The organism is Cupriavidus sp. WGlv3 (assembly GCF_023952475.1).
In the GTDB taxonomy this organism is placed as follows: Bacteria; Pseudomonadota; Gammaproteobacteria; order Burkholderiales; family Burkholderiaceae; genus Cupriavidus; species Cupriavidus phytorum.
The window spans coordinates 1-13,350 of record NZ_JALHRX010000024.1 but is presented as its reverse complement, the minus strand read 5'-3'; the positions used below and the strand labels follow the sequence as shown (position 1 = coordinate 13,350).

The 13,350-nt window shown below is 66.7% G+C and carries 11 protein-coding genes; all 11 read right to left on the bottom strand.

The window, feature by feature from the left end; genetic code table 11:
• Nucleotides 1-16: 16 nt before the first annotated feature.
• Nucleotides 17-1,858, bottom strand: a complete 1,842-nt coding sequence (locus tag MKD38_RS26725) for a branched-chain amino acid ABC transporter ATP-binding protein/permease (RefSeq protein WP_252681812.1) — start codon at nt 1,856-1,858, stop codon at nt 17-19.
• 3 nt (nt 1,859-1,861) lie between these two features.
• Nucleotides 1,862-2,914 (bottom strand): branched-chain amino acid ABC transporter permease, encoded by a 1,053-nt coding sequence (locus MKD38_RS26720; protein ID WP_252681810.1) that lies wholly within the window; start codon nt 2,912-2,914, stop codon nt 1,862-1,864.
• A 257-nt stretch (nt 2,915-3,171) separates the two neighbouring features.
• A complete protein-coding gene (locus tag MKD38_RS26715) occupies nt 3,172-4,320 on the bottom strand; it encodes an ABC transporter substrate-binding protein (RefSeq protein ID WP_252681808.1) in 1,149 nt (382 codons plus the stop codon).
• A gap of 290 nt (nt 4,321-4,610) precedes the next feature.
• Nucleotides 4,611-5,372: a sulfite exporter TauE/SafE family protein gene (locus MKD38_RS26710; RefSeq protein ID WP_062795871.1), complete on the bottom strand. Its 762-nt coding sequence runs from the start codon at nt 5,370-5,372 to the stop codon at nt 4,611-4,613.
• Between the two features lie 89 nt (nt 5,373-5,461).
• Entirely contained in the window at nt 5,462-5,998 is a 537-nt protein-coding gene (locus tag MKD38_RS26705) for a hypothetical protein (protein WP_252681807.1), read from the bottom strand.
• A 317-nt stretch (nt 5,999-6,315) separates the two neighbouring features.
• Entirely contained in the window at nt 6,316-7,371 is a 1,056-nt protein-coding gene (locus MKD38_RS26700) for a branched-chain amino acid ABC transporter permease (protein WP_252681804.1), read from the bottom strand.
• Nucleotides 7,371-8,255 (bottom strand): branched-chain amino acid ABC transporter permease, encoded by an 885-nt coding sequence (locus MKD38_RS26695; RefSeq protein WP_252681801.1) that lies wholly within the window; start codon nt 8,253-8,255, stop codon nt 7,371-7,373. Before MKD38_RS26695 ends, MKD38_RS26700 begins: the two co-directional genes overlap by 1 nt.
• 221 nt (nt 8,256-8,476) lie before the next feature.
• The gene (locus MKD38_RS26690; RefSeq protein WP_115663541.1) at nt 8,477-9,685 is read right to left on the bottom strand and encodes an ABC transporter substrate-binding protein; all 1,209 of its coding nucleotides are present in this window, start codon (nt 9,683-9,685) and stop codon (nt 8,477-8,479) included.
• Between the two features lie 79 nt (nt 9,686-9,764).
• Nucleotides 9,765-10,484 (bottom strand): ABC transporter ATP-binding protein, encoded by a 720-nt coding sequence (locus MKD38_RS26685; protein ID WP_252681798.1) that lies wholly within the window; start codon nt 10,482-10,484, stop codon nt 9,765-9,767.
• A gap of 16 nt (nt 10,485-10,500) precedes the next feature.
• Nucleotides 10,501-11,277, bottom strand: coding sequence for an ABC transporter ATP-binding protein (locus tag MKD38_RS26680; RefSeq protein ID WP_062795877.1), 777 nt, complete (start codon nt 11,275-11,277; stop codon nt 10,501-10,503).
• A 351-nt stretch (nt 11,278-11,628) separates the two neighbouring features.
• A complete protein-coding gene (locus MKD38_RS26675; RefSeq protein ID WP_252681867.1) occupies nt 11,629-13,311 on the bottom strand; it encodes a GMC family oxidoreductase in 1,683 nt (560 codons plus the stop codon).
• Between the last annotated feature and the right edge of the window lie 39 nt (nt 13,312-13,350).

Genomic DNA, 13,350 nt, shown 5'->3' with positions numbered 1-13,350 from the left:
GGTCCGTGCTCCACATTTACTCCACGCCGCCAAGGTAGGCTTCCAGCACCGCCGGGTTCTTCTGCACCTCTTCAGGTACGCCCTCGGCGATGCGCGTGCCAAATTCCATCACCACCAGCCGGTCGGTCAGGTTCATCACGAAGTCCATGTCGTGCTCGACCAGCAGCACGCTCATGCCTTCGCCGCGCAGCTTGCGCAGCAGTTCGGCCAGCGCCTGCTTTTCCTTGTAGCGCAGGCCGGCGGCAGGCTCGTCGAGCAGCAGCAGGGCCGGATCGCAGCACAGTGCGCGCGCGATCTCCAGGATGCGCTGCTGCCCCAGCGCCAGGCTGCCGGCTTCCATGTACATGCAGTCGGCCAGGCCGACGCGCTCCAGCTGGCGCTTCGCCTCGAACAGCAGCTTTTCTTCCTCGACCTTGTTCATGCGCAGGATCGCGGCGCAGACGCCCCCCTGCGCGCGGAAGTCGCCGCGCAGGTGGGCGCCGATGGCGACGTTCTCGAGCACCGTCATGGTCGGCAGCAGGTGCACGTGCTGGAAGGTGCGGCCGATGCCGCGCTTGACGATCTCGCGCGACGGCAGGCCCGAGATCACCTCGCCGCGGTAGCGCACCTCGCCGCCCGACACCGGCAGCACGCCTGTGACCAGGTTGAAGGTGGTGGACTTGCCCGCGCCATTGGGGCCGATCAGGCCGATGATTTCGCCGGCGCGCACCTGGAAGCTGACATCGTTGACCGCGACCAGACCGCCGAACTGCTTGCGCGCGGCGCGCACGTCCAGGATCAGCTCGCCCGCCTCGGGTTTCTGCCGCACCGCCAGCCCCGCGGCCTGCCCCGGCGCCAGCACCGGCGGCCCGGAAGGCACCAGGCGCCGCAGGAACGGCCAGATGCCATCGCGCGCGTACTGCAGCAGCAGCACCAGCAGCACGCCGAAGACGATGATCTCGAAGTTGCCGTCGGCACCGAGCAGCTTGGGCAGCACGCCTTGCAGCACGTCCTTCAGGATGGTCAGGATGCCCGCACCCAATACTGCGCCCCACACGTGGCCGACGCCACCGACCACCGCCATGAAGAGATATTCGATGCCGTAGTTCAGCCCGAACGGCGTCGGGTTCACCGCGCGCTGCAGGTGCGCGTACAGGAAGCCCGACACGCACGCCAGGATCGCCGCGACCACGAAGATCACCACCTTCATCCACGCGGTGTTCACGCCCATGGCCTCGGCCATCACGCCGCCGCCCTTGAGCGCGCGGATCGCGCGGCCGGGGCGCGAGTTCAGCAGGTTCTGCATCGCCAGCACTGCCAGCAGCACCACTGCCCAGATCAGGTAGAACATCGCGCGGCCCGACTGCAGCTCGATGCCGAACAGCGACAGCACCGGGATGCCGCTGATGCCGTCGTACTTGCCCAGGAACTCCAGGTTGCCGAACACGAAGAACAACGACAGGCCCCAGGCGATGGTCGCCAGCGGCAGGTAGTGCCCGGACATGCGCATCGTGATCAGCCCGATCACATAGGCCGACGCCATCGTGATCACAAGCCCCACCAGCAGCCCGAACCACGGCGACAGCCCGAACTGCGTGGTCAGGTACGCGGTGCTGTACGCGCCCAGGCCCACGAACGCCGCCTGCCCGAACGAGGTCATGCCGCCCACGCCGGTCAGCAGCACCAGCCCGATCGCGACGATGCTGTAGAGCCCGATGTAGTTGCCCAGCGTGATCCAGAACTCCGGCGTCGGCAGCACCGGCAGCAGCGCCAGCACCACGATCAGCGCCAGCACCAGCATCCGGTTGCGGTTCAGTCGCGCGCGGCTGCCGGCTTCGGCGCCGGCCACGCCGGCCTGCTTGTCGGTCAGCATGGTCATGGCTTATTCCTCCTCCTCGACATGCTTGCTCGTCAGCGAGCGCCACAGCAGCACCGGAATGATCAGTGTGAAGACGATGACCTCCTTGAACGCGCTGGCCCAGAAGGACGAATACGATTCCAGCAGCCCCACCAGCAGCGCGCCCAGCGCCGCCACCGGATAGCTCACCAGCCCGCCGACGATGGCGCCGACAAAGCCCTTCAGCCCCACCAGGAAGCCCGACTCGTAATACACCGTGGTCAGCGGCGCGATCAGGATGCCGCACAGCGCCCCCATCGCCGCCGCCAGCGTGAACGACAGGCGCCCCGCCTGCGTGGTGCCGATGCCGACCAGGCGCGCGCCCAGCCGGTTCACCGCGGTCGCGCGCAGCGCCTTGCCCTGCAGCGTGCGCTCAAAATAAAAATACAGCGCACCGATCAGCAATGCCGACACCGCCACCACCCACAGGCTCTGCCCCGAGATGCTGAGCGCGCCGACCTCGAAGCGCGCATCCGAGAACGGATTGGTGCGCGAGCCCTCGGCGCCGAACATCACCAGCCCAAGCCCCACCAGCGCGAAGTGCACGCCCACCGAGACGATCAGCAGCACCAGCGTGCTGGCCTCGGCCAGCGGCTGGTAGGCCAGCCGGTACAGCATCGGCCCCAGCGGGATGATGACCAGCAGCGTCAGCGCGACCTGCGCCAGCATCGGCAGCGGCTGCGCGCCATATTGCTGCACCACCCAGTGCACCGCCAGCGGGAACACCAGGTACTTGCCGGCCAGCACCGCCAGCCGCTGGCCCAGCGTGCGCCGCAGCTCGGCGCTGCGCAGCACGGTGACGGTCTCGTAGAGAAAGGTCAGCACGCCCATCGCCAGCAGCAGCCAGCTGGTCTGCGGCGCGTGCCCGGCCTGCATCGCCGCCAGCGTCAGCGCACCATAGGCAACGAATTCGCCCTGCGGAATGAAGATGACGCGGGTCACCGAGAACACCAGCACCAGCGCCAGTGCCAGCAACGCGTAGATCGCGCCCGAGGTGATGCCGTCCTGCGCCAGGATGGCGGCGATAGATAGGTCCATTGTCTCCCCGTCTTGTTGGAAAACCTGCCTGCATCGAACGGGGTCAGCGGGGCGCCGACGGGCCGACAGGGTGGTGCGCTTCGGGTTACGAAATAGTAAACGGGTTGCGCATTGCGGAAATACAGAGCAACCCTAATTTGGCGCGGCCCTCGCTCGGCCGGCGCGCCAGAAAAAAGGGCGCATGGTCAGCCATGCGCCCTGCTTCACTACGAATCCGGCATGCCTAGCCTGCCGCTCCAGACGCTTGGGTCAGCCGCTTATTTCAGCAGCTTCCACTTGCCGTCGACGATCTGCACCATCACGCGCGCGCGCTGGTCGAAGCCGAGGTGGTCGGTGGCGCTCATGTTCATGATGCCGTGCGACACCGGCAGGTTCCTGGTCTGCTCCATGGCGTCGCGCAGTGCCTTGCGGAACTCCTTGGTGCCCGGCTGGCCCTTCTTCAGCGCTTCCGGGATGGCGTGCTGCAGGATCAGGCCCGCATCCCAGGCATGGCCGCCGAAGGTCGAGACCTGTCCGCCGAAGGCCTTTTCGTAGGCGGTCTTGTAGGTCAGCGCCGGCTTCTTCACCGGATTGCTGTCGGGCAGCTGCTCGGCCACCAGCAACGGGCCGGCGGGCAGGAAGGTGCCTTCGCAGTCCTTGCCGCACACGCGCAGGAAGTCGGCATTGGCAACGCCGTGGGTCTGGTAGATCTTGCCCTTGTAGCCGCGCTCCTTGAGCGTCTTGGCCGGCAGCGCCGCGGGCGTGCCCGAGCCGGCGATCAGCACGGCATCGGCGTTGGCGCCCATCATCTTCAGCACCTGGCCGGTGACCGAGGTATCAGTGCGAGCGAAGCGCTCGTTGGCGACCACCTTGATCTTGCGCAGCTCGGCGACCTTGGCGAATTCCTGCGCCCAGCTATCGCCATAGGCATCCGCGAAGCCGATGAACGCCACCGTCTTCACGTTGTTGTTGCTCATGTGCTCGACAATGGCGGTGGCCATGTGCGAGTCGTTTTGCGGGGTCTTGAAGACCCAGGCGCGCTTGGCGTCCATCGGCTCGATGATGCGGGCCGAGGCGGCCATGGTGATCATCGGGGTCTCGTTCTCGGCCACCACGTCGACCATCGCCAGCGAGTTGGGCGTGACGGTCGAACCGACCATCACGTCGACCTTGTCTTCGCTGATCAGCTTGCGCGTGTTCTTGACCGCCGTGGTCGTGTCCGAGGCATCGTCCAGCACGATGTACTCAATCTTCTTGCCCGCGATCTCCTTGGGCATCAGCGTGAAGGTGTTCTTTTCCGGAATGCCCAGCGATGCCGCCGGACCGGTGGCCGACACCGTCACCCCGACCTTGACCTGCGCCTGGGCGGCACCGGCAACCAGGCTGGCCGCAGCGATTGCCAGCAGGCTGGCGCGCTTGAAATCCATCTTGTCTCCTTCGGTTCCTGAAACGGAAAGGCATCCGTCCGGCGTCCGCCGGCGGATGCCCCATTTTTTTGGACGACCCCTCGGGTCAACGCAGGCACAGCGCCGGCGCCTGCGCTAATACCAGGAACGACACCAGGCCGCTCCCCATTTCCCGTCCACGCCACTCCCCCGGAAAGGCGCTTCGGCGATTCACCGACCGTGCGGTCGGGAATGCGGATCGAGTCTATCACAGGGCCCTGGCGCGAACAGCGAGGATTAACCCGCATCGCCCGCCCCGCCTGGCTTTGCCGTCAGCGCACGAAGGCGTCCCAGGCAGTCTTCAGGATCAGCGCGCTGACCACCACGATAAACACCTTGCGCACGAAGGCGCTGCCGTGGCGCAGCGCCAGCTTGCTGCCCACCTGGCTGCCGGCGACGTTGGCCACCGCCATCACCAGGCCCAGCTGCCACCAGATATGGCCCTTGCTGGCGAGCAGCAGCAGCGCCGCCAGGTTGGTGGCCAGGTTGACCAGCTTGGTCGACGCCGCCGCGTGCAGGAAGTCATAGCCGAACACCCGCACGAACACGATCATCAGGAAGCTGCCGGTGCCCGGCCCGAACACGCCGTCGTAGAAGCCGAGCACGGCGCCGGCAAGCAGCGCCGCGCCGCGTTCGCCCCAGCCGCTCAGCGTGGGCGCGTGCTCGGCGCCCAGGTCTTTCTTGGCGACGGTGTAGACCAGCAGCGCCACCAGCACGAACGGCAGCGCCTTGCGCAGCGGCTCGGCCGGGATCATGGTCAGCGCCCAGGCACCGGCCATCGAGCATGCAAAGGCCGCCACCACCGCCGGTGCGGTCGCGCCCCAGTAGATGCGCACGCTGCGGCCGTAGCGCAGCGCCGCGCTGGCGGTGCCGGCGATCGAACCGACCTTGTTGGTGCCGAGCAGCGTCGCCGGCGCCAGGTTGGGATAGGCCGAGAACAGCGCCGGGATCTGGACCAGCCCGCCGCCGCCGGCGACCGCGTCGATCAGGCCGGCAAGAAAGGCGGCAACCGCCAGGAATGCGAATTCCGTCATTGCAGAAAAGCGAAAAGGGGAAAAAGGAAAGGAGGAAAGGCCGGCCACAGCCGGTACCGCGGCGCCGGCGCACAACCGGCGCAAGCGGCTCAGCCCAGAACCTTGGCCGCCGGCACCAGGCTGCCGTGCCACATGCCATTGCCGTGCAGGCGGAAGCCGGGCGGCGCGCCGCCGTGGCCGGCCACCAGCCCCGGCGCCAGCAGCGCATGGCGGATGCCGTGCGCGCGGCCCCACTCGGCCAGCGTGGCGCAGCAGGCTTCGAGGCAGGCGCGGCGAGTGGCCGCGTCCAGTTCCGGCCGTACCCACCACTCGCTGGCGCAGGCCGCAAGGCCCGCCAGCTCGAGGCTGGGCAGCAAGACCACCGGCAGGCAGGCGAGCAGGCCGCCGCCGTCCTGCGCGTCGCTGGCCAGCAGGCAGATGCCGCGCCCGGACTGGGCCAGCAGTTCGCCCAGCATCAGCTGCCGCGCGCGCGCGTCGGGCACGGACAAGGGCTGGATCCGGCCCAGCCAGTCCGACACCAGCGCGGCATCGGCGCCCTGCCCCAGGCGTACCCGGACCTGCGGCGCGACCTGGCCGCCCGCGTGAGGGACAGTTGGGGATGGATCAGGGGAGTCGGTGGCGGACATGGGCGGGCAGCAAGGAGCACCCGCATTGTCGCATGCGTGAGGCCGCGAGGTGATGCCGATGCGGCATGAGTGCCCCAGAATGGGGCGAAAGCGTCACTGACGGGCGGAAAGCCCCAATGAAAAAAGCGTTGCCGAGGATCACCCGGCAACGCCCTTTATTTATAACGCTGCTACCCGACACCGGGTGCGCGCCTGTCGTCTCCTCGCTTCCGCCTCCATTTAACCTGCGAAAACCGTATATGGAATGTAACGAAGCGGTGCATCGAGGACAAGCTAGAAAAAACCCTAGCCCCAGAATCGGGCATGTCGACCCGCGGTCACTCCTTGCGCCCGGCGTGTCCGCCGAAGCGCGCCAGCAATTCGCCCATGATGCCACGGCGGAAGGTCAGCACGCAGATCACGAAGATCACGCCGGTCACCATCGTCACAGACTCGCCCAGCGTGCCGAACCAGGAGATGCCGGTCACCGACGCCAGGAAGTTGCCGATGTCGCCCAGCTTGTTCTCGAGCGCGACGATCACGAAGGCGCCGACGATCGGCCCCGACAACGTACCGAGGCCACCCACCAGCGTCATCAGGATCACCGAGCCCGACATCGACCAGTGCACGTCGGTCAGGGTCTCGAAGCCCAGCACCAGCGCCTTGATCGAGCCGGCCAGCCCCGACAGCGCCGCCGACAGCACGAACGCGGTCAGCTTGAAGCGGTCGACGTCATAACCCAGCGACACCGCGCGCGGCTCGTTCTCCTTGATCGCCTTCAGGATCTGGCCGAACGGCGAATGCACCGTGCGCACGATCAGCGCGAAGGCCGCGACGATGATGGCCAGCGCCACGTAGTACAGCGTCAGGTCATCCGACAACGGCAGCACCCCGAACAGCTTGCCGCGCGGAATGCCCTGCAGCCCGTCCTCGCCGCCGGTGAACGGCGCCTGCAGGCAGATGAAGAACAGCATCTGCGCCAGCGCCAGCGTGATCATCGAGAAATAGATGCCCTGGCGCCGGATTGCCAGCGAGCCCACCACGTAGCCGATCAGCGCGCCCGTGCCGGTGCCCAGGATCAGGCCGATCTCGGGTGTCACGCCCCACACCTTCATGGCGTGGCCGGCGGCGTAGCCGGCGCCGCCGAAGAAGGCCGCATGGCCGAACGACAGCAGCCCGGTGTAGCCGATCAGCAGGTTGAAGGCGCACGCAAACAGCGCGAAGCACAGCACCTTGAGCACGAACACCGGATACGCCCCGGCCAGCGGCGCCACCAGCAATGCCAGCAGCAGCAATCCGTACAACAGTGTCTTCTGCACGCCTTGTCCCTTTCCTGCCTTGCCTGCATTGGCCGCCACGGTGTCTGGCGTCGATGATGTGGACGGTGCGCTCATCATTTCTCCTTGCCGAACAGCCCGGCCGGGCGCAGCAGCAGCACGATCACCATGATGAAGAACACCACGGTCGCCGATGCTTCCGGATAGAACACTTTGGTCAGGCCTTCGATCACGCCCAGCCCGAGGCCGGTCAGGATCGAACCCATGATCGAACCCATGCCGCCGATCACCACCACCGCGAACACGACGATGATCAGGTTCTGCCCCATCAGCGGCGAGATCTGGATCACCGGCGCGGCCAGCACGCCGGCAAACGCCGCCAGCGCCACGCCGAAGCCGTAGGTCATCGTCACCATCAGCGGCACGTTGACGCCAAAGGCCTCGACCATCTTGGGGTTTTCGGTGCCGGCGCGCAGGTAGGCGCCCAGCTTGGTCTTCTCGATCACGTACCAGGTGGCGAAGCACACCACCAGCGATGCCACCACGACCCAGGCGCGGTAGTTGGGCAGGATCATGAAGCCCAGGTCCGTCGCGCCCTGCAGCACGTCCGGCGTCGAGTACGGCAGCCCCGACACGCCGTAGGCCGAGCGGAAGATGCCTTCGATGACCAGCGTGATCCCCAGCGTCAGCAGCAGGCCGTAGATATGGTCGAGCTTGTAGATCCAGCGCAGCATGGTCTTCTCGATCACCACGCCCAGCGCGGCAACGACCAGCGGCGACAGCAGCAGCATGATCCAGTAGTTCAGCCCGGCGTACTCCATGCCCATCCAGGCCAGCACCGCGCCCAGCATGAAGAGCGCGCCGTGCGCGAAGTTGATGACGTTGAGCAGGCCGAAGATCACCGCCAGGCCCAGGCTCAGCATCGCATAGAAGGCGCCGTTGACCAGCCCCAGCAAGAGCTGGGAAAGCATGGCCGGCAAGGGGATTCCGAAGATGTCCATGAGCGTCAATTGCGGATGATGTCTCCCCTCTCCCGCGAGCGGGAAAGGGTTGGGGGAGAGGGCCGGCGCGCAAGAGGCTGCCGGCTTTGAAACCGGCGCATGCGGGTCTCAGGTCCGCTGCCGGAAGTCTGGTGCCGCGCTCCTGGCAGCGCCTGCCCTCTCCCCCTGCCCCTCTCCCGCAGGCGGGAGAGGGGAGCAAACCGTCGCAGTGGCGACGGCTCTTACTTCTTCAACATGGCGCACTTCGACTCGGCCACCGTGGTGAAGGCCTGGTCGCCCGGGATGGTCGCGACCACCTTCAGGTAATCCCACGGCTTCTTCGATTCGGCCGCGGTCTTCACCTGCATCAGGTACATGTCGTGGATGCCACGGCCGTCCTGGCGGATATAGCCCTTGGTGTAGAAGTCGTTGATCTTCATCTTCTTCAGCTCGGCCATGACCTTGTCCGGATCGTCGGTCTTGGCGGCTTCGACGGCCTTCAGGTAGGTGCTGGCGGCCGAGTAGTCCGCGGCCTGCAAGCTGCTCGGCATCTTCTTCATCTTGCCGAAGAAGCGGTTGGCGAACTTGCGGGTGTCGTCGTTCATGTCCCAGTACCAGCTGTCGGTCATCAGCAGGCCTTCGGTGTTCTTCAGCCCGAGGCTGTGCACGTCGTTGATGAACATCAGCAGGCCGGCGATCTTCATCGACTTGGTGATGCCGAATTCCTTGGCCGCCTTGATCGAATTGATGGTGTCGCCGCCGGCGTTGGCCAGGCCCAGGATCTGCGCCTTGGACGCTTGCGCCTGCAGCAGGAACGACGAGAAGTCCGACGCCGACAGCGGATGGCGCACCTGCCCGGCCACCGTGCCGCCGTTGGCCTTGACCACCGCGGCGGTGTCGCTTTCGAGCGAGTGGCCGAAGGCGTAGTCGGCGGTCAGGAAGAACCACGACTTGCCGCCCTGCTTGACCACCGCGCTGCCGGTGCCCTTGGCCAGCGCCACCGTGTCATAGGCGTAGTGCACCGTGTAAGGGGAGCACTCTTCGTTGGTCAGGCGCGCGGTGCCGGCGCCGATGTTGATGTAGACGCGCTTCTTCTCGGAAGCCACCTTGTTCATCGCCAGCGCGGTGCCGGAGTTGGTGCCGCCCAGCAGCATGTCCAGGCCCTGCTGGTCCATCCATTCGCGCGCCTTCGAGGCAGCGATGTCGGCCTTGTTCTGGTGGTCGGCCGAGACGATCTCGATGGGCTTGCCCAGCACCTTGCCGCCGCGGTCCTCGATCGCCATCTTGATGGCTTCGAGGCCGCCGGGGCCGTCGATATCGGCATACAGGCCCGACATGTCGGTGATGTAGCCGATCTTGACGGTGTCGCCCGACACCTGTGCGGCAGCGCCGAAGGACACCGCACCCATGGCAATGGCCGCCATCGCGGCCGCGAGCCGAGTCTTTTTCATTTCCGTGTCTCCTGATTTGCGGCGGCGTGCGCGCCACCCGTTCCTGCCAACAAGCAACCATCGACCCGCATTGCGCGGATCAGACCCCGAGCAATTCATGCAGCACCGGCATCTTGGCCTGCAGCTCACTGGCCGCGAAGCGTTCGACGATGGTGCCGTGCTCCATCACGTAAAAGCGGTCCGCCAGCGGCGCGGCAAAGCGGAAGTTCTGCTCCACCATCACCACCGTGTACCCCTTCTGCTTGAGCATCCGGATCATGCGCGCGAGCGCCTGCACGATCACCGGTGCCAGCCCTTCCGAGATCTCGTCGAGCAGCAGCAGGTTGGCGCCGGTGCGCAGGATGCGCCCGACCGCCAGCATCTGCTGCTCGCCGCCCGACAGGCGCGTGCCCTGGCTCTGGCGGCGCTCCTTCAGGTTCGGAAACATCTCGTAGATGTCGGCCTCGCTCATGCCCGCGTCCTTGCCCTTCAGCTGCGGCGGCAGCAGCAGGTTCTCTTCGCATGAGAGGCTGGAGAAGATGGCGCGCTCTTCCGGGCAATAGCCGATGCCGTAGTGCGCGATCTTGTGCGTGGACAGGCCGATGGTCTCGTGGCCATTGACCCGGATCGAGCCCTTGCGCGCGCCGGTCAGCCCCATGATCGCGCGCAGCGTGGTGGTGCGCCCGGCGCCGTTGCGGCCCAGCAGCGTGACCACCTCGCCCGGGTTCACGGTCAGGTCGACCCCGTGCAGGATGTGCGATTCGCCGTACCAGGCGTGCAGGCCCTTGATTTCCAGGGCGGGAGTATTGGCTGTGCTCATGTGTCGTCCCCCGGCCTCAGTGCGCGCCCTGCAGTTCCGCGTCGGCGGTGCCCATGTAGGCCTCCATCACGCGCGGGTCCTTCGACACTTCCGCATACGGGCCTTCGGCCAGCACCGCGCCGCGCTGCAGCACCGTGATCTTGTCGGCGATCGACGAGACCACGCTCATGTTGTGCTCGACCATCAGGATGGTGCGGCCCGCCGAAACCTGCTTGATCAGCTGCGTGACGCGGTCGACGTCCTCGTGGCCCATGCCCTGCGTGGGTTCGTCGAGCAGCATCAGCTCGGGCTCCATCGCCAGCGTGGTGGCGATCTCCAGCGCGCGCTTGCGCCCGTAAGGCAGGTTCACCGTGAGCGTATGCGCGAACTCGGTCAGGCCGACCTGCTCGAGCAGCTCCATGGCGCGGTCGTTGAGCACGTCGAGCGAGCGCTCGCTGCGCCAGAACTGGTACGCGGTACCCAGTTGCCGCTGCAGCCCGATGCGCACGTTCTCCATCACCGTCAGGTGCGGGAACACCGCCGAGATCTGGAACGAGCGGATCACGCCGCGCCGCGCGATCTGCGCCGGCTTTTCCCGCGTGATGTCGATGCCGTTGAATAGGATGGTGCCGGTGGTCGGCTCCAGGAACTTGGTGAGCAGGTTGAAGCAAGTGGTCTTGCCCGCGCCGTTGGGGCCGATCAACGCATGGATCGAGCCGCGGCGCACCCGCAGGTTGACGTCGCTCACCGCCGTGAACCCCTTGAACTCCTTGGTGAGGTTCCGCGTTTCCAGGATGGTTTCCTGCTGGTTCATGTCTCCTGCCCGCCCTCTTGCTGAACTGCCGGGGTGATGCCCGGCACTGACAATGGTCCGAACCGGCCTTGTAGGCCCTTACTGCCGCTTGTTCCGTCAGGCTTGCCGTGGTTGCCGGCCATGCCCGCGGTTTTTATCTGTGCGGGGCGGCTCCCGCGCGGGTTGCGGCGGCGGCATGGTATGTGCGGCCGAAGCACCCTGTGAGGCGTCTATTGTGTGCGCCTGTTGCATGGCAAAACATCGGGGTTTGCACTATGAAACATGAACCAAGTGTCAGTTTTTTTGCGGCCGCACAAGCGTCGCAAAGGCCACATTATCACCGCCCCGCCGGTGGTCATGTGGCGTGGCGCTTCAAGCGCTTGTGGCCGGCACGGGACTGGCTTCGGCCGGCGGCTCTTCGGAGTTGGCCACTTCGGTCGGCATGGCGCGCTGCCTGCGGTCTTCGCGGATCATGTCGCTGGCGCGCTCGGCGATCATGATGGTCGGCGAGTTGGTGTTGCCCGACGTGATCAGCGGCATCACCGAGGCATCGACCACGCGCAGCCCCTGCACCCCCAGCACGCGCAGGCGATGGTCGACCACCGCCATGGGATCGTCGGCGCGGCCCATCTTGCAGGTGCCGACCGGATGGAAGATGGTGGTGCCGATATTGCCGGCGGCCTCGGCCAGTTCCTCGTCGCTCTGGAAGGCCGGCCCCGGCAGCCACTCCTCGGGCCGGTACGGCGCCAGCGCCGGCGACGCCACGATGCGGCGCGTAAGCCGGATCGAATCGGCGGCGACCTTGCGGTCCTCGTCGGTCGACAGGTAGTTGGGCGCGATCACTGGCGCCTGGCGGAAATCCGCGCTGCCGGCATGCACGCTGCCGCGCGAGCTCGGGCGCAGATTGCAGGCGCTGGCGGTAAAGGCGTTGAAGGCGTGGAGCGGATCGCCGAACTTGTCCAGCGACAGCGGCTGCACGTGGTACTCGATGTTCGGCCGCGCCTGCGACGGATCCGAGCGCGCGAACGCGCCCAGCTGCGATGGGGCCATGCTCATCGGCCCGCTCTGGTTGACGGCGTACTGCACGCCGATGCAGAACTTGCCCCACAGGCTGGCCGCGCGCGTATTCAGCGTGCGCACCCCGTTGACCTTGACCACGCTGCGCAGCTGCAGGTGGTCCTGCAGGTTCTCGCCCACGCCGGGCAGCGCGTGGCGCACCGGAATGCCCAGCGCCTGCAGCCGTTCGGCCTGCCCGATGCCCGACAGCTCGAGCAACTGCGGCGTGTTGACCGCGCCGGCGGCGAGGATCACCTCGAGCGTGGCCGCCGCCGCGTGCGCGCGGCCGCCGCCCAGATAGTTCACGCCGGTGCAGCGGCGCCCGTCGAAGCTCAGCCCGCTCACCTGCGCGCCGGTGACGATGGTCAGGTTGGGCCGCTCCGAGGCACGCCGCAGGAATGCCTTGGCGGTATTCCAGCGGATGCCGCGGCGCTGGTTCACTTCGAAGTAGCCGACGCCGAAATTGTCGCCGCGGTTGAAGTCGTCGGTGCGCGGAATGCCCGCTTGCTCGGCGGCGTCGGCAAAGCGTTCGAGGATGTCCCAGCGCAGCCGCTGCCCTTCGACCCGCCATTCGCCGCCGGCGCCGTGGAATTCGCTTGGCCCGCGGTGATGGTCTTCGCTGCGCTTGAACAGCGGCAGCACATTGTCCCAGCGCCAGCCGTCGTCGCCGGTCAACCGCGCCCACTCGTCATAGTCCTCGCGCTGGCCGCGCATGTAGATCATGCCGTTGATCGACGAACAGCCGCCCAGCACGCGACCGCGCGGATAGCCCAGCGAGCGCCCGTTCAGCCCCGCTTCGGCTTCGGTGCGATAGAGCCAGTCGGTGCGCGGGTTGCCGATGCAGTAGAGATAGCCCACCGGGATGTGGATCCAGTGGTAATCGTCCTTGCCGCCGGCTTCCAGCAGCAGCACGTTGACGTCCGGGTCCTGCGTCAGCCGGTTCGCCAGGACACAGCCGGCCGAACCGGCCCCCACGATGATGTAGTCGAATGTCTCCATGGCGCCTGTTGTGGTGATGGTCGGGTTTACTTCGCCACC